Here is a 16,183-nt window from a genome sequence, read left to right on the forward strand (position 1 = left end):
ACCAGGGTGTGGCCGAGGGCGGGGACGGTGCGGGCGATGCGTTCGAGTCGCACCAGCAGGGCGAGGCGGTCCCGGTTGGAGACGGCGCCGGTGTCGAGTCCGCGCAGCGACTGCATGCCGGTCTCGACGGTGCGGAGGGCGTCGGCGAGCGGGGCGTCGGCGAGCGGGGCGTCGGCGAGCGGGGCGTTGTCGATGACATGGTCGACGGCGTGGTCGTGAACTGCGGTCATCGTTGTCACCCCCCGGGCCCCGATTCGACGTTCTGTTCGAAGTGTAGCGAGGGGGTGCGACAAGTCTGCGGCAGCGAGAAGACCCCCGACAGGACCGGCTTTCCTGAGCACCGACAGCTCACCCGTGGCGCCGGCCGAACGATCCACCACCCGACCGAATTCTTGCTGGACCGCCACGAACCCGGGCCATGAAGCGGGCGGCCGGAATGCAGACGCGCCGGCCGACCCACGGCCCACGCAGGTCGCCCCGAGCACGGAAGAACCCCGCACAGAAAACCCTTTGCCCAACACAACGACCGGTCGTAACGTCACCTCGGTTTGGCAACCGTCAACCAAGCCCCAATCGACCAGAAGGAGCCGATCCGTCATGGAACCCGTCACCGAAAGTGACATCAGGGAGTCGTTCGTCAACTGTTCGAAGGGCGACGCCAAGCGACTACCGGTCCCCCGAGACCTCGACGATCAGCCGTGGGACGACCTCGACTTCCTCGGCTGGCGCGCCCCGTCGCTCCCCGGCCGCGGCTACCTGGTCGTCCCCCACGACGATCGTCTCGTCGGTGTCGCGCTGCGCTACCCGACCCCCGGATCGGGACGGGCGCAGATGTGCACGATCTGCAAGACCACGCACACCGGCGGGGGCGTCTCGCTGATGGCCGCGCTCAGAGCTGGCGACTCCGGGCGCCGGGGCAACACCACCGGCACGTACATGTGCACCGACCTCGCGTGCTCGCTGTACGCACGCAACAAGAAGCGGCCCGCGCTAGGCAACCGGTACCGCGAACACCTCAGCATCGAGGAGAAGGTCGAGCGGGTCCGCGAGAACATGAGCGCCTTCGTCGCTCGGCTCTACGCCTGACCACAACCAAGCACTGACCCCGGACGCAGCGCGCGCCGGTTGCCCGACCCGAACGGAGGCAGATGCCATGCGCCGACACTCGAAAGCCAACCCGCCGGCGTACCCCGAGTTCGACCACACCCCAACAGAACTCGGGTACCCCTGAGCCTGCTACCGCAATCTCGTCACGTGTACTCCACCCGCATGCGCTCGATCTGCCCCTCGAACGGGAACGGGGCCCGGTCGCGGTAGTCCAGTGACACCGGAGAACCCAGGCAGGTGCCCACGTCCAGGCAGTCGTTGGCGGTGAACAGCATCGGCGCGCTCACCGGGACCACCCCCTCCGCGAACGTCTCCCCGTCCACCGAGATCACCACCCGGAGCGACCCGCCCAGCCGCTCCTGCACGTACGACGTCTCCACCGTGACGACACGGCCGCCCGACGGCAACCGCTCCGACGACCGGATCTTCGTCCGCATCAGGATGAAGAGGTTGTACTCGTAGCAGAGGTACCCGTCGTCGACGTAGCACGTCAGTCCGCCCGAGTTGGCGCCGAGCGCGTACAGCACGCCGCTGGCCCGGTCCGGGGCCGTCAGCTCGAGGGTCACCCGGTTGTTCTTGTTTCCCAGTGCGGGAGCACAGAATTCGGGCATCCGGGTGATGTCGCCGGAGAAGTCCCACCGACGCTGCTGAGTCGCGACCCGCAACCCCGGATGCGTGAGCACGTACAGTCCGCCGCCGACGGGCAGCACGTCGTTGCGCGCCGCCTCCATGGCGAACAGCTCGCGCAGTTGCGCCAGCTTCTGCGGCTGCTCGGCCGCGAGGTCGTGGTTCTGCGTCCAGTCCTCGTCCAGGTTGTACAGCTCCCAGACGTCGTCGTCCGGGCTCCAGTCCATGATCCCGGGCGGCATGCCCGGCAGCCACGGCGCCCGCGGACCGAAGGCCGAGGCCATCCAGCCGTCGTGGTAGATCGCCCGGCTGCCCATGATCTCGAAGTACTGGGTGAGCTTGCCCGCCTTCGCCTCTCGATCGACCAGCGACTGCGCGAAGCTGGCGCCGTCGATCGGGTCCTGTGGGAAGCCGTCGACCATCCGCGGCGGGGTGATCCCGACGAGCTCGTAGACGGTGGGCGCCAGGTCGTTGCAGTGCAGGAACTGCGACCGCGGCGTCGGGTCGGGCGCCACCTTCCGAGGCCATCGCACCGCCATCGGGTTCCGGGTACCGCCCAGGTGCGAGGCCAACAGCTTCATGCCCTTGTACGGCGCGCTACCCGCCCACCCCCAGCCCGCGTGGTACATGTTGTCGGTCACCGGCGAGCCCAGCACGTCGAGGCCGCCGAGCTGGTCGAGCGCGGCGATGTGCTGGTCGGCCGTCGTGGGAATCCCGTTCTGCGCCAACAACTCGCTGATGGTTCCGCCCTGCCCCTCCCCCGACGAGCCGTTGTCGCCCCAGATGTACACGACGAGGGTGTTCTCGAGGTACCCGAGCCGCTCCGCCTCGTCCAGCAGCCGTCCCACCTGGACGTCGCAGTGCTCGGCGTAGCCGGCCGCGACCTCCATCAGCCGCCGTTGGAACGGCTTCTCCTCCTCGGGGATGTCGTCCCACGCCGCCATCCTCGCGTCCCGCGCGGTGAGTTCGGCCTCCGGCGGGATCCAGCCGGCCTCCTTGGCGCGCAGGAACACCCGCTCCCGGTAGGCGTCCCAGCCGTCGTCGAACCTGCCCGCGTACCGGTCGGCCCACGGCTTCGTCACGTGGTGCGGGCCGTGCAGGCAGCCACTCGCCCAGTACATGAAGAACGGCCTGTCGGCGTCCAAGGCCTGGTGCCGGCGCAGCCAGCCGATGGCGTCGTCGGCGAGGTCCTCGCTCAGGTGGTAGCCCTGCTCGGGCGTCTTCGGCGGCAGCACGACGGTGGTGTTCCGCACCAGGTTCGGCTCGTACTGCGATGCCTCCCCGGCGAGGAAGCCGTAGAAGTACTCGAATCCGACGCCGGTGGGCCAGTTGTCGAACGGACCGGCCGCGGTGGTCTCCACGGCCGGGGTGTTGTGCCACTTGCCGAAGGCGGCCGTGCTGTAGCCGTAGTGCCGCAGCACCTCGGCCATGGTCGCGCTGGACCTCGGGATGTGTCCGGAGTAGCCGTCCCAGTCGTTCGCGAACTCGGCGATCTGCCCGTAGCCGACGCGATGGTGGTTTCGCCCGGTCAGCAGCGCGGCCCTGGTCGGCGAGCACATCGCGGTGGTGTGGAAGCGGTTGTACCCGACGCCCTCGGTGAGCACCCGCTCGAGGGTGGGGGTGGCGACCTCGCCGCCGAGTGGGGTGGGCAACCCGGGCCCGGCGTCGTCGATCAGCACGACCAGGATGTTCGGGGCGTCGTCGGGCAGCCGCCGTGGTTTCGGCCGCGGGCTGTACACCGACTCCTGCATGGTCCGGCCGGCCACGCTCCCCGAGCCGGTCGGCGGGAACGGCAGCGTGTCGCCGCCGGGTATCGGGTCTGCGATCACATTCGAGTTCATGCGTGTTGTCCCTTTCGTGTCACGAATCCGGGTCGAGATCACGGCGAGCCGCGGCCGGTGTCGGGCACACTGAACTGATGGCCGATCCCGAGCAGCCCGCCCCACAGCACCTCCGACCCGACCGCGTCACCGACGCCGAGGTCGCGGCGGCAGGAAAGCTGTCGGAGGCACTGGAAACGGTCGAACGCGCGCGCGGCCACCTGTACGACTTCCACCAGCTGATCGGGCATGCCGACCGTCAGCTCGGCGAGGCGGTGGAGGCGCTGCGGGCGGCCGGACACCGCGGGCTCGCCGACCGGCTGGAGGAGGAGCTGGTCGGGCGCAACGTGCTCCGCGGGCGCTGGACCTTCCAGGTGGTCGAGGAATTCGACGACGGCTACTGGACGGAGTTCCGGGGCTGGGAACGAGAGGTGCGCGAGGCGGTCCTCGACGGCCGCCGGCACCTGTACGAGGCGTTGATGAAGGAGGCCCGGCGCACCCACGGCCGTCCGGGTCACGAGTCCACCCCACCCGAGGAGGCATGACGGTGGAAATCCTGAGCAGCCGGCTGATCCTGCGGCCGGCGGACTACCCGACGACCCTGCGCTTCTACCGCGACACCCTCGGACTGGCGATTGCCCGCGAGTACCCGGGCGGCACGGTGTTCTTTGCGGGACAGTCGATGGTCGAGCTTGCCGCGCACGGTGGTTCGGCCGGTCCGTCGACGTTCCACGGCGCGCTGTGGCTACAGGTCCGCGACCTGCAGGACGTGCAGGCGGAGCTGACCCGGGCCGGGGTCCCGATCGTGCGGGCGCCGCAGCAGGAACCGTGGGGCCTGCACGAGATGTGGATCGCCGACCCCGACGGCGTCCCCATCGTCCTGGTGCAGGTGCCCGCGGACCACCCGCTGCGCCGCGACACCCGCTGACGCCCAGTGCCCCGCCGTCAGTGCGCGAAGTGCTGAGCATGGGAGTGTCCCCCGGTGCCGTGCTCGCGTAGCTGCGCACACACCGCCTCGAGGTCGTCACACATGCTGTGCCCGAGGTCGGCGCTGAAGCCCTCACGGACGACGACCCGCAGCACCGCGACGTCCTCGGCGTCCGCGGGCATCGTGTAGGCGGGCACCTGCCAGCTCCGGGCCCGCAGCTCGTGCGAGATGTCGAAGACCGTGTACCCGGGATCCCCGGTCAGCTCGAACGCGATCACCGGGATCGCGGTGCCGTCCGTGATCACCCGCAGCCCCTCGATCTTGGAGATCCGGTCGGATATCTGCACCGCGGTCGAGCGCAGTGACTGCATGATCGAGGTGTAGCCGGCGCGGCCCAGGCGTATGAAGTTGTAGTACTGGCCGACCACCTGGTTGCCCGGCCGGGAGAAGTTCAGGGTGAACGTCGGCATGTCCCCGCCCAGGTAGTTCACCCGGAATACCAGCTCCTCGGGCAGGTGCTCACGTCCGCGCCACACCACGAAGCCGATCCCCGGGTAGGTGAGGCCGTACTTGTGACCGCTGACGTTGATCGACACCACCCGCGGGACGCGGAAGTCCCAGTTCAGGTCCGGGTGCAGGAACGGGGCCACGAAGCCGCCGCTGGCCGCGTCGACGTGCAGGGGCACGTCCGGCCCGCCCGCGGCGGCCAGTTCGTCGAGGGTCCGGGCGATGGCCTCGACCGGCTCGAACTCGCCGGTGAAGGTGGTGCCCAGGATCGCGACCACCCCGATGGTGTTCTCGTCGACCGCCTCGCGCACCTGCTCCGGGGTGATCGAGTAGCGCCCCGGCGCCATCGGCAGGTATTTGGGCTCCACCTCGAAGTACCGGCAGAACTTCTCCCACACCACCTGGACGTTGCTGCCCAGCAGCAGGTTCGGCCGGGCGGCGTCCTTGCCCGCGGCCTGCCGCGCCGCCCGCCACCGCCACTTCAGCGCCAGGCCGGCGAGCATGACCGCCTCGCTGGACCCGATGGTGGACACCCCGGTGGCCGACGCCGGGTCGGTTTCGGACAGGTCCGGGGCGTGGAAGAGTTCCGCCACCATCGACACGCAGCGCGCCTCGATCGCCGCGGTCGCCGGGTACTCGTCCTTGTCGATCATGTTCTTGTCGAACGTCTCGGCCATCAGCGTCTCGGCCTCGGGATCCATCCAGGTGGTCACGAAGGTCGCGAGGTTGAGCCGGGAACTGCCGTCGAGCATCAACTCGTCGTGGATGAAGCGGTAGGCGGCCGCCGGGTCCATGTCGTCGTCCGGCATCCGGAGGGCCGGAACTGGGTCGGTGGCGAGCCTGCCTGTGTAGGCGGGGGTGATGACATCTCTGCGGCGGGACGGGTGCGCGGTCACGGTGCCTCCGGTCAGATCCGGGTAGCGACGCGAACACAACCAGCGCCGCCCTGTCAGCTTTAGTGCAGCAGTCACGGCCGGGTGCCGATTCACCCGAGCCGGGTGAATCCGCCGTTGGCCGCGCGGGGCGACAATCGACGAGGCTGACCGGCGCACCGCTCCAGACCAGGGCGTCCGGCGATCACGCGGCGACCGAGGACGGCGAGGCGACAAGAGTGACTGCTGAGAGATCATGAGTTCCCCGGCACCGGTCCCCGCCGGGAGCGCCACCGACCACTCGGGTTCACGCCTGGTACTGGCGGTACTCGCCGCCGGCCAGTTCCTGATGACCCTGGACAGTTCGGTGATGAACGTGTCCATGGCCACTGTGGCGTCGGACATCGGCACGACCATCACCGGCATCCAGACCGCCATCACGCTCTACACCCTGGTGATGGCGACGATGATGATCACCGGCGGCAAGGTGGGCACGATCCTGGGTCGTCGACGCGCATTCGGCATCGGCCTGGTCGTGTACGGGATCGGATCGTTCACCACCGCGGTGGCGCCGAACCTGGCGGTGCTGCTGATCGGCTGGTCCCTGCTCGAGGGTCTCGGCGCGGCACTGATCATGCCGGCCATCGTCGCCCTGGTCGCGGCCAACTTCGCGCCCGAGCGCAGGACCGGGGCCTACGGCCTGATCGCCGCGGCGGGCGCCATGGCCGTCGCCGCCGGCCCACTCATCGGCGGGGCGGTCACCACCTTCGCGTCCTGGCGGTACGTCTTCCTCGGCGAGGTCGTCCTGGTCGCGGCAATCCTGTTGGTGCTCAAACGGATCGAGGACGTGGCGCCGCGCCGGGTACGGCTCGACCTGGTGGGCTCCGGCCTGTCGGTGGCGGGTCTGGGCATGCTGGTGTACGGCGTCCTGCGGTCGAGCGAGTGGGGGTGGCTGCGCCCGACTCCCGGCGGACCCGTGGTGCTGGGCCTGTCCCCGACGTTCTGGCTGATCCTCGCCGGCCTGCTGGTGGTCTACGGGTTCCTGCGGTGGGAGTCGCACCTGACCGAGACCGGCGGCGAGCCGCTGCTCGACGTCCGGCTGCTGCGCAACGACCAGCTCACCGGCGGGCTGACGATGTTCCTCGCCCAGTTCATGATTCAGGCGGGCGTGTTCTTCGTCGTGCCGCTCTTCCTGTCGGTGGTGCTCGAACTCAACGCGCTCCAGACCGGCGTCCGACTGTTCCCGCTGTCGGTGTCGCTGCTGGTGGCGGCTGCCGGCATTCCCAAGGTGTGGCCGCTCGCCAGTCCCCGCCGCGTGGTTCGGTTCGGGCTGACGTCGATGCTGGCGGGAATCCTGATGCTCGCGGCGGGCATGGACCCGGGCGCGAACGCCGCGGTGGTGGCCGTGCCGATGCTGCTGATGGGCTTCGGACTCGGCGCCCTGTCCTCCCAGCTGGGCGCGGTGACCGTCTCCGCGGTGCCGGACGAGCAGAGCCCGGAGGTCGGCGGACTGCAGAACACGGCGACCAATCTCGGTGCCTCGCTGGGCACCGCCCTGATCGGCTCGGTCCTGATCGGCACCCTCAGCGCATCGGTGGCGGCGGGCATCGCGGCCAACCCGCAGGTGCCGCCGTCGGTGCAACAGCAGGCGAGCACCGAACTGGTTGCGGGCGTGCCTTTCCTGTCCGACACCCAACTCCGGTCGGCGCTCGCCGAGGCCTCGGTCAGCGAGTCCRCCGCGGAGGCCATCGTCGACGTGAACACCGACGCACGCCTCGAGGCGCTGCGCATGGCATTCGCCGTGGCCGCGCTGATCACCGCCGGGGCGCTGTTCGCCAGCGGCCGGATCCGGCGCTGACCCCGGGACCCTGTCGGTGCATGTCAGATCGACAGGGTCCCGGGCCGGGCATCGACGAGCGACTACTTGCGCAACGCCTCTGCGATCTGGTCGGTCTGCGCCTGCGCCTCGTAGAGCTGACGCAGCAGCCACAGCCGCAGCACCTTCGCGACCGCGCCGGCCAGGTACAGCGCCGCGCCGATCACGGTCACCGCGAGGAACGCGGTCGCCAGGATCTGGTAGGACGCGATGTTGCGCAGGTCGGACTGGGTGAGCGAGGACAGGTAGACGATGAACGCGGCCACCGCCCCGACCACCATCAACGCCAGGCCCACAACCCGGGTCGCGCCGTCGCCGCCACTGCCGCCGGACTTCAACTTCAACTCGGACACGTCCTTCTTGAACTGCTCACGACGGTCCTGCGCGAGTGCGGTCATCGTCATCCTCCTAGGTAACTGGTAGATAGTTCACGGTCGATTTCCTGCGGGTCCCCGCTGCGGACCACCCGGCCCTGCAGCATCAGCGCCGCGGAGGTTGCGATCGGCAGCACGGCACGGGCGAACTGCTCGGCGACGAGGATCGACAGACCCTCCTCGACGAGTTGTCCGACGATGTCGTACATCTCGGTGACCACCCGAGGCGCCAGGCCCATCGAGAGCTCGTCGAGCAACAGCACGGTCGGCGCCGTCCCCAGTGCGCGGGACAGCGCGAGCATCTGCTGCTCGCCGCCGGACATCGAGCCGGCGAGCTGGTGGCGACGCTTGCCGAGGATCGGGAAGCGCTCGTACGCGGCGGCCTCGAGGTCCTTGAGGCTGGCGCCGGTACCCGTTGCCACCCAGAGGTTCTCACGCACCGTGAGGTTGGCGAACACCCCGCGGCCCTCGGGGATGGTGCAGATGCCCAGTCGGGCGAGCTCGGAGGCGTCGACGCCGTTGACGCACCGGCCCGCGAGCCGGAACTCGCCGGCGGACACGGGCATGATCCCCGAGCACACCTTCAGCGTCGTCGTCTTGCCGCCGCCGTTGGGCCCGAGCAACGCGACGACGGTTCCCGGGTACAGCGCCAGGTCCACCCCGCGCAGCACCTCGATGGGACCGTAGGCGGCCCGCACCCCGACCAGCTCCAGCAACGGTTCCGGTTGCGCCGCCGAGGGATTCGACGGGCCGATCGCCGGTGCCGTCATGCCACCGCCTCCGTTCCGATGTACGCGGCGATCACCGCGGGATCCTTCTGCACCTGCTGCGGGGTTCCCGACGCGATCAGGGCGCCGTAGTCCAGCACGTGGATCTGCGAGCACACCCGCATCACCAGCGGCAGGTCGTGCTCGACGAGGCAGATGGCGAGACCGTCCGACGCCAGCCGCACCAACAGCTCGGCGAAGTCGTCCGTCTCCTTCTCCGTCTGCCCGGACGCCGGCTCGTCGAGGAGCAGTACCCGCGGGTCCGTCATCAACGCGCGGGCCACCTCGACGACGCGAGCCCGGCCGGTGGGGATGTCCGAGACGTCCTGGTGCGCAACGTCGGCCAGACCCGTGAGCTCGAGCAGCCGGTCGGTCTCCGCCTCGACGTCGTACCTGCGCCGGGTGCCGCTGCGGTGGATGTCGCCGGCGACACGGAGGTTGTCCCGTACCGACAGCGACAGGAACAGCTCCAGCCGCTGGAAGGTCCGCGCCAGGCCCATGTGCGCCCGCTTGTACGGCGCCTTCCGGGTGACGTCGACGCCGTCGATCAACACCTGACCACTGGTCGGCTTCTGCAGACCGGTGACGGTGTTGAACAGTGTCGTCTTGCCGGCGCCGTTGGGTCCGATCAGGCCGGTGACGGTGCCGCGGTGCACCGCGATGCTGGCCTCGTCCACCGCGGTGTGCCCGCCGAATCGGACGGTGATGCCCCGTGTTTCGAGCAGCGGGGCGGCCGACTCCGGCAACTCATGAGACCCCATTGACAGTCAACTCCTTCACCGTTTCCGTCACGTTGGCGGCGGGCGGGACGACCGGGCTCGCCGCCGGCAGCGCCCGGACGGGCGGAACCGTCACTGCGGGCAGGCCGAGTTCGTTGTCCAGCCGGATCCGGCCCTCCTCGGTGTAGGGCTCGTCGATGCCGACCAGTTCCGGCGGCGTGGTGCGTCGCCGGGCCAGCTCCTCCTCGCCCAGGACCGCGGCGGGCATCACCATCTGGCCGATCACCGGGAGCAGGAACACCGTCGCGATGGTCAGCGACGCGAACCACCAGTTGTCGAGCATCCCGGTCAGCGCCAGCACGTACAGCACTGCCACGAACGCGGCGCCGCCGAACAGCACGGGCTTGGCGTTACGCAGGGTGCGGTAGCCCTCGACTACCTGGTGCACGCTGCCGGACGGGTTGTGCCCGACGCCGATACCGATCAGCGCGGGGCTGACCGCGGCGATGTTGCCGAGCAGCAGGTACAGCCCCTCGAGTTCGGGCTGCGCCTTCGCGAGGTTGTTGAACGAGACCATGATGATCGCGAAACCGACTCCGGCCATGACGCCGCCGAAGAAGGCGCCGCTGACATAGCCGATGCCCGCGACGACGGTCAGCATCAGCAGCGACAGGCTGATGATGATGGTGAAGCTGTCGCCGGAGACCGCGCCCATCGCACTCGACATCAGGATGCCGCCGAGGCCCGCGATGGCGGCGGAGATCATGAACACGCTGAGCTTGAGCTTGACCAGGTTCTGGCCGAGCATCGCGGACGCGGCCGGGCTGTCCTTCATCGCGGCCAGCCGCCGGCCGTAGCCGCTGTTGCGCAGCGCCACCACCGCGACGCCGAGCACGGCGAACAGCACCGTCGCGGTCATCAGGAAGGTGGTCTCGTTGTCCAGGTCGAGCGGGCCCACCTTCAGCGGCGGGATCACCAGGGAGCCACCGGTGAAGATGGAGAACTTCACCCCGAACAGCTCGTGCTCGGTGGTGTCACGCAGCACCATGTTGGACAGGAACACGCCGAACGCCATGGTCGCGAGCGCCAGGTACAGGCCACGCAGACGCAGTGCCGGCAGCGCGACCAGGCCGCCGACCAGTGCCGCCACCAGGACGCCGAGCACCACACCCAGCACGGTGAGGCGCTGCGCCAGGCCCGATCCGGAGATCCCGAAGTGGTACACCACGATCGTGGCGACCGCGCCGAACGACAGTGGCGCCAGATTCATCTCGCCCGCGTACCCGGTGAGCACGGTCAGTGACAGCGCGACGATCGCGAAGGTGATGCCGATGGTGAGCGTCGAGATCGCGGACTCCACCATGAGCAGGCGGATCAGGTACACGATCACGATCAGGGCCGCGCYCCACGCGACGGCCTTGCGCACGCTGGGCACGTGGTACCGCTCCCGGGTGCGGACGGCGGCGCCGCGCAACCGGTCCTGCGGCAGCACGATCAGCACCACGAACAGCGCGATCATCGGCAGCGAGACCCGCAGATTCGACGTCCACGTCCAGGTGGTCGGCGCGTACCCCAGCAGGTAGGTGCCGGCCAGTCCGAGCACCACGGCGCCGACGAAGGTGCGCGGGATGCTCCGCAGCCGACCGAACATCGCGGCCGCGAAGGCGTCGATCACCAACAGGGTCAACAGGTTTGCCTCGAGGGTGCCGCCGCTGATCGGGGTGACGAGGATGCCGGCGAGGACGGCCAGCATCGAGCTCAGTGCCCAGGAGAAGCCGGCGATCCGCTCGGGGTTGTGCCCGCTCAGCCGCAGCAGGTCCGGGTCGTCCACCACGCCGCGCATGGTCGCGCCCATCCGGGTGCGGGTGAAGAGCAGCCGCAGGCCCACCGCGATGGCCACGGCCGCGACGAGGCAGAGGATCTCGTGGTAGCGGACGGTGGCGCCGAAGAAGGAGACCTTGCTGTTGTCGCCGAAGAACATCGTCAGGGTGCGCGGATCCTCGGGGTGCCAGAACCACTGCGAGAGGAACAGCATGCCGAGCATGATCGAGACGGTCACCACGATCTTGGTGACCTCCGCGGTGTCCCGCAGGCCCCGCATGATGAGGAAGTACAGCGCCAGTCCCATGAGCGGACCGAAGACACCGAGCACGATCAGCAGGGCGAGCGGGGTGGGCAGGTTCCAGCCGACGCGCAGCTGCCAGTAGAGGAACGCGCCGAGCATCGCCTGGGCGCCGTGCGCGAAGTTGAAGATGCCTGAGGTGTTGTAGGTGAGCACCAGCCCGGAGGCTGCGATCGCGTACACGGACCCGAGCACGAGGCCCAGGATCGTGAACGTCACGAAAGTGTCCATGTGAGAACCCTTGTTCTAGGACGGAGGGCGGCGGAATCCGCCGCCCGCCGTCGAGAGGAGCGAACTGTGGGTCAGGCCTGCGGCTTGATCACATTCGGTCCGAGGAACTTCGTAGCGACCCGGTCGGGCCCGAGGTCCGTGCCCCAGGTCGACTGGTCGGTCTTGACCAGGTACGCGTCGTCGCACTTGAACTCGCCCGTCGCGCTGGGGAACGCCTGGGTGTACATGTCACCAGTCAGCTCGACCATCAGGCCGCACTTGGCCGGGATGTTCTTGCCGGGGTCGGTGGCCGCGTGCAGTCCGCCGCCGTCCCAGTCGTGGATCTTGGCGAGCTCGGTGACCATGCACTGACGGGTCAGGTCCGAGCCGCACTCCTTGGCCGCGGTGGCCCAGAGCAGGAATGAGGAAGTGGACTGCATGCCCAGCAGCGCGGTCTTGCCGCCCTCGGCGGAGACCAGGTCCAGGTACTTCTTGACGGCCGGGACCTTGTCCGCGTTCTCGAGCATCTGGAAGGTCATGCCGGCGTTGAGGTTGTCCAGGACGCCGCTGTCCTTGTTAAAGGTCTGCGCGGAGTTGCCGTACCAGGTGGCCTCACCGAGGATCACCGGGTCGATGCCGGCCTGGTCGATCGCCTTGAAAAAGTTGAACTCGTTGGGGACCGGCGAGCGGGAGGTCCACAGGCCCTTGACGCCGCACTGCTTGTACTTCTCGGCGAACGGCACGTAGCTGGGCTCGCCCTGGTAGTTGAGCGTGACGCCGCAGTCCTTGAGCTTGAACCCGGCCGCCTCCGCGATCGAGCGCACCTTGGTCAGCGAGGTGATGATCGTGGGCATGGTGGAGCCGACCAGGTCGAACTCGGTCTTGAGGTCGGGGCGCAGCTCGCCCATCTGGAACCACGCCGAGCCGTTCGCGTAGTCGACCGGGAACGGCACACCCTGGTAGGACATCGGGCCGTTGGCGGCCTCCGGCGAGACGGTGAACCCGGGCACCGCCGCGAGGTTGCAGGCGACGCGGGTCTGCTCGGCGGTCTGGTCCATCGCGAAGCCGTGACCGACCAGCATGAACTCCGAGCGGCAGGCCTCCTGCATGACGGTGTTGGCCTGCGTCATGGCGGCGTCGTAGTCGGTGCCGACGATCTTGCGGCCGTTGATGCCGCCCTGATCGTTGCACCAGTCGATCATCGCGGCGACGGCGTCGGACATCTCCTTGTTCAGACCGGGGCTCTGCGCGTAGCCGCGGTCGTCGCCGTATCCGATCTTGATTTCGGTGTCGGTGACGCCCTGCTCGGTCGCGCCCTTCGCGTCGCCCGTGCCACACGGCGAGTCCAGGGTGCCGAACTTCGTGTCAGACGACGCCGCCGCCTCGGTGCCCGCCGCACTGCCCCCGGCGACCGGCACGCCGGCATCCCCACCCCGGTCCGTCGCGCAGCCCGTGACAAGCGTCGCCGACAAGGCCAGCGCGGCCATCAGCTTGGCCGTGTTCTTTCGTTTCACGTTCGGTGTCTCCTTCTCGCCTGCCCGGGTGGGGCCGCACTGGTCTGGACTGGCGAACTCTCGGCCGGTGGCCATGCCGGCCCGTCGAATCAGCCGTCGGGCAACGTGTTCTGCGTCACTCGATTCGAGGAAGGTAGCCAGCGCGAACCCCCGGCCCGGGGCGGGTCCCGGTGAGTGAGACATCCGAGTGAGCCCGCCCACACGCCGACTCGGGCTGTGACGATCCACACTCCCGTCCGGGTCGACAGCGGCCTGTACACCGGTTATGGAAAAAGGGCCAGGACGATACCCGCTCCGTGTGCGGAAGCGCACTCCCAGACGGCGCCTACTGGCTCGACTTTTACGGTTTCGTAACGGAGGATCTAGCCCGTGAACGCGGAACTCATCGTTCTTCTCGTCGTGGTCGTCACAGCCCTCGGGTTCGACTTCACCAACGGCTTCCACGACACCGGCAACGCGATGGCAACGTCCATCGCCACCGGGGCACTGAGACCCAAGGTCGCGGTGGCGCTTTCCGCAACCCTGAACCTGGTCGGCGCGTTCCTCTCCGTCGAGGTCGCCGCCACCGTCGCGAAGGGCGTCGTCAACCTCGACACGGTCAGCGGTGAGGCCCTGCTGATCATCGTCTTCGCCGGACTCGTCGGCGGCATCCTCTGGAACCTGCTCACCTGGCTGTTCGGCATTCCGTCCAGCTCGTCGCACGCACTGTTCGGCGGCCTGATCGGCGCCTCGATCGCCTCGCTCGGGGTGAACGGGGTGGTGTGGGACGGCGTGCTCAGCAAGGTCGTGGTGCCCGCGATCCTGGCCCCGGTGGTGGCCGGACTGATCGCGACCGTCGGCACCTGGCTGATCTACCGAATCACCGCCAACGTCCCCGACGGCCAGAAGAACACCGGGTTCCGGCTCGGCCAGGTCGGCTCGGCCTCCCTGGTCTCACTGGCGCACGGCACCAACGACGCGCAGAAGACGATGGGCGTGATCTTCCTGGCGCTGGTCGCGCACGGGACCATCACCGCCGACACCGCGATGCCGTTCTGGGTCAAGGCCAGCTGCGCCGTCGCCATCGCCCTGGGCACCTACCTCGGTGGCTGGCGGGTCATCCGCACCCTCGGCAAGGGGCTGGTGGAGATCGCCGCGCCGCAGGGCATGGCCGCCGAGGCTTCCTCCGCCGCGATCATCCTCACCTCGAGCCACCTGGGCCTGCCCCTGTCGACGACGCACGTCGCGACCGGCTCGATCATGGGCAGCGGCGTCGGCCGCCGCGGTGCCGCCGTGCGCTGGGGCGTGGCCGGCCGGATGGGCGTCGCCTGGCTGATCACGCTGCCGTCGGCCGCGCTGATGGGTGCCGCCTGCTGGGCTGTCGCCCACTACATCGGCGGCCTGCCCGGCGTGCTGGTGGTGTTCGTGGCCCTGATCTCGCTCTCCGCCTGGATGTTCCTGCACTCGCGCAAGCAGCCGGTGGATCCGAGCAACGTCAACGCCGACTGGGAGGAGGGCGCGGTCCCGACCAAGGCCGAGACCGACCTCGCCGCCGGCCTCGCCGCCGGCGACCTGGCCGCCGTCGACTTCGCCGACATCCCGGCACCGCCGGTCGTGCCCGACACGGTCCCCGACTCCGTCACCGACTCCGTGACCGACGCCGCGATCCGAGGAAACTGACATGGATCTCCTCGTCACCACCGCCAACTCCCTGTGGCAGGTCATCCTGGTCGGGCTGCTGCTCGGCGCCGGTCTGCCCGCCCTGTTCGCCCTCGGTCTGCGCTCCCTGGCCGCCGGTTCCGACGTCGCCGCGGACGGCACCGTGACCCGCCGCCCGCTCGCGGTGGCCGGGGCTGTGGCATGTTTTGCAATCATCGTGATCGCGATCGTCGTCGGCATCCTGTTCGTGATGTCCGATTTCCTGAATCACACCTTCGGTATCGAGCTGTTCTGACGCCGATCACCGCGAGTCGAGAGGAAGTCCTCCCGTGAGTACCCCGGTCAAGCCGACCTTCCCCATGTCTGTGGTCAAGTGGCTTCGCGCCGGCTACCCGCATGGCATCCCGCCCAAGGACCGCATCCCGCTGGTGGCGCTGCTGGCCCGCAAGCTGACCGCCGAACAGATCGGCGAGGTCGCCGTCGAACTGGCGGAGGCACGCGCCGAGTTGGCCGACCCGGACGCGGCCGCCGCCCACATCACCGAGGCGGAGATCGCCTCCCACATCGCCGACCTGACCCGGACCGTCCCCTCCGAGGTCGACGTCATCCGGGTCGGCCGGGTTCTGGCCGCGGCGGGCTGGCCGCTGGCCGACGAGCATCGCCTGGCCACCGGATTCGGCCCCGACGAGACGTCCGTCGCGGACGCGGCCGCGGAAACGGATGCCGCCGCCCCGGACGCCGGTCCGTGAATCGGCCGCAGTTCCTCACCTCGATCATCGGGTGGCTGCGGAAGGGCTACCCGAACGGGGTTCCGGAACAGGACTACGTCCCGCTGATCGCGCTGCTGTGCCGCCGGCTCTCGGACGAGGAGGTGGTCGCGGTGACGGATGCGCTCATCGAGCAGGGTCAGGCGCCGATCGACCGCGTCGAGATCGGCGTGCTGATCACCCGGCTCACCGACGAGATGCCGCTCGAGTCCGACATCGCCAGAGTCAGCGAGCACCTGACGACGGGCGGCTGGCCGCACGAGGACCCCTCGATCCCGTCCTGACAGGCCAACGTGTCCCCGCACCGCCGTCGGCCCCTTCGGCATCCGAGTAGT

The 16,183-nt window shown here is 69.2% G+C and carries 15 protein-coding genes and 1 pseudogene; 8 read left to right on the top strand and 8 right to left on the bottom strand.

What is annotated here, in order from left to right:
* A pseudogene (locus tag AC1DU4_RS04280) lies at positions 1-230 on the bottom strand (hypothetical protein); the annotation flags it as partial.
* A gap of 367 nt (positions 231-597) precedes the next feature.
* Here AC1DU4_RS04280 and AC1DU4_RS04285 point away from each other — a divergent pair.
* Entirely contained in the window at positions 598-1,086 is a 489-nt protein-coding gene (locus tag AC1DU4_RS04285; RefSeq protein WP_477837840.1) for an FBP domain-containing protein, read from the top strand.
* A 164-nt stretch (positions 1,087-1,250) separates the two neighbouring features.
* Here AC1DU4_RS04285 and AC1DU4_RS04290 read toward each other — a convergent pair whose 3' ends face one another.
* Positions 1,251-3,575: an arylsulfatase gene (locus AC1DU4_RS04290; RefSeq protein WP_477837841.1), complete on the bottom strand. Its 2,325-nt coding sequence runs from the start codon at positions 3,573-3,575 to the stop codon at positions 1,251-1,253.
* 74 nt (positions 3,576-3,649) lie between these two features.
* On the opposite strand from AC1DU4_RS04290, the gene AC1DU4_RS04295 reads away from it, so the two are divergent.
* Positions 3,650-4,099, top strand: a complete 450-nt coding sequence (locus AC1DU4_RS04295) for a hypothetical protein (RefSeq protein WP_477837948.1) — start codon at positions 3,650-3,652, stop codon at positions 4,097-4,099.
* A gap of 2 nt (positions 4,100-4,101) precedes the next feature.
* Positions 4,102-4,482 carry a VOC family protein gene (locus AC1DU4_RS04300; RefSeq protein WP_477837949.1) on the top strand — a complete coding sequence of 127 codons (381 nt, stop codon included), beginning with the start codon at positions 4,102-4,104 and terminating at the stop codon, positions 4,480-4,482.
* 17 nt (positions 4,483-4,499) lie between these two features.
* On the opposite strand, the gene gad is transcribed toward AC1DU4_RS04300, so the two are convergent.
* Positions 4,500-5,885, bottom strand: coding sequence for a glutamate decarboxylase (gene gad / locus AC1DU4_RS04305; protein ID WP_477837842.1), 1,386 nt, complete (start codon positions 5,883-5,885; stop codon positions 4,500-4,502).
* Between the two features lie 232 nt (positions 5,886-6,117).
* Between gad and AC1DU4_RS04310 the strand changes: the two genes are divergently transcribed.
* Positions 6,118-7,719 (top strand): MFS transporter, encoded by a 1,602-nt coding sequence (locus AC1DU4_RS04310; RefSeq protein ID WP_477837843.1) that lies wholly within the window; start codon positions 6,118-6,120, stop codon positions 7,717-7,719.
* Positions 7,720-7,781: 62 nt separating this feature from the next.
* Here AC1DU4_RS04310 and AC1DU4_RS04315 read toward each other — a convergent pair whose 3' ends face one another.
* The 5 genes from AC1DU4_RS04315 to AC1DU4_RS04335 all read right to left on the bottom strand — a co-directional run bounded on the left by AC1DU4_RS04315 (position 7,782) and on the right by AC1DU4_RS04335 (position 13,416).
* Positions 7,782-8,135: a hypothetical protein gene (locus AC1DU4_RS04315; RefSeq protein WP_477837844.1), complete on the bottom strand. Its 354-nt coding sequence runs from the start codon at positions 8,133-8,135 to the stop codon at positions 7,782-7,784.
* A 2-nt stretch (positions 8,136-8,137) separates the two neighbouring features.
* Complete coding sequence (locus tag AC1DU4_RS04320) at positions 8,138-8,881, bottom strand: ABC transporter ATP-binding protein (protein WP_477837845.1); 744 nt, start codon at positions 8,879-8,881, stop codon at positions 8,138-8,140.
* On the bottom strand, positions 8,878-9,639 hold the full coding sequence (locus tag AC1DU4_RS04325) for an ABC transporter ATP-binding protein (RefSeq protein ID WP_477837846.1): 762 nt from the start codon (positions 9,637-9,639) through the stop codon (positions 8,878-8,880). The genes AC1DU4_RS04320 and AC1DU4_RS04325 overlap by 4 nt, the downstream gene beginning before the upstream one ends.
* On the bottom strand, positions 9,626-11,950 hold the full coding sequence (locus AC1DU4_RS04330) for a branched-chain amino acid ABC transporter permease (protein ID WP_477837847.1): 2,325 nt from the start codon (positions 11,948-11,950) through the stop codon (positions 9,626-9,628). The genes AC1DU4_RS04325 and AC1DU4_RS04330 overlap by 14 nt, the downstream gene beginning before the upstream one ends.
* A gap of 71 nt (positions 11,951-12,021) precedes the next feature.
* Positions 12,022-13,416 carry an ABC transporter substrate-binding protein gene (locus AC1DU4_RS04335; protein WP_477837950.1) on the bottom strand — a complete coding sequence of 465 codons (1,395 nt, stop codon included), beginning with the start codon at positions 13,414-13,416 and terminating at the stop codon, positions 12,022-12,024.
* Between the two features lie 396 nt (positions 13,417-13,812).
* On the opposite strand from AC1DU4_RS04335, the gene AC1DU4_RS04340 reads away from it, so the two are divergent.
* Genes AC1DU4_RS04340 through AC1DU4_RS04355 form a run of 4 tightly spaced genes read left to right on the top strand, consistent with a single transcriptional unit; the run spans position 13,813 to position 16,132 of the window.
* A complete protein-coding gene (locus tag AC1DU4_RS04340) occupies positions 13,813-15,102 on the top strand; it encodes an inorganic phosphate transporter (protein ID WP_477837848.1) in 1,290 nt (429 codons plus the stop codon).
* Between the two features lies 1 nt (position 15,103).
* Positions 15,104-15,376, top strand: a complete 273-nt coding sequence (locus AC1DU4_RS04345; RefSeq protein WP_072842676.1) for a hypothetical protein — start codon at positions 15,104-15,106, stop codon at positions 15,374-15,376.
* 34 nt (positions 15,377-15,410) lie between these two features.
* A complete protein-coding gene (locus AC1DU4_RS04350; protein ID WP_072842675.1) occupies positions 15,411-15,830 on the top strand; it encodes a DUF3349 domain-containing protein in 420 nt (139 codons plus the stop codon).
* Entirely contained in the window at positions 15,827-16,132 is a 306-nt protein-coding gene (locus AC1DU4_RS04355) for a DUF3349 domain-containing protein (protein WP_072842674.1), read from the top strand. Before AC1DU4_RS04350 ends, AC1DU4_RS04355 begins: the two co-directional genes overlap by 4 nt.
* Positions 16,133-16,183 lie beyond the last annotated feature (51 nt).

The organism is Rhodococcus sp. P4_F5 (genome assembly GCF_056401315.1).

Coding starts and splice junctions, on each gene's coding strand:
- AC1DU4_RS04285 (WP_477837840.1), top strand. CDS start 598: ATGGAACCCGTCACCGAAAGTGACATCAGGGAGTCGTTCGTCAACTGT.
- AC1DU4_RS04290 (WP_477837841.1), bottom strand. CDS start 3,575: ATGAACTCGAATGTGATCGCAGACCCGATACCCGGCGGCGACACGCTG.
- AC1DU4_RS04315 (WP_477837844.1), bottom strand. CDS start 8,135: ATGACCGCACTCGCGCAGGACCGTCGTGAGCAGTTCAAGAAGGACGTG.
- AC1DU4_RS04320 (WP_477837845.1), bottom strand. CDS start 8,881: ATGACGGCACCGGCGATCGGCCCGTCGAATCCCTCGGCGGCGCAACCG.
- AC1DU4_RS04325 (WP_477837846.1), bottom strand. CDS start 9,639: ATGGGGTCTCATGAGTTGCCGGAGTCGGCCGCCCCGCTGCTCGAAACA.
- AC1DU4_RS04335 (WP_477837950.1), bottom strand. CDS start 13,416: ATGGCCGCGCTGGCCTTGTCGGCGACGCTTGTCACGGGCTGCGCGACG.
- AC1DU4_RS04345 (WP_072842676.1), top strand. CDS start 15,104: ATGGATCTCCTCGTCACCACCGCCAACTCCCTGTGGCAGGTCATCCTG.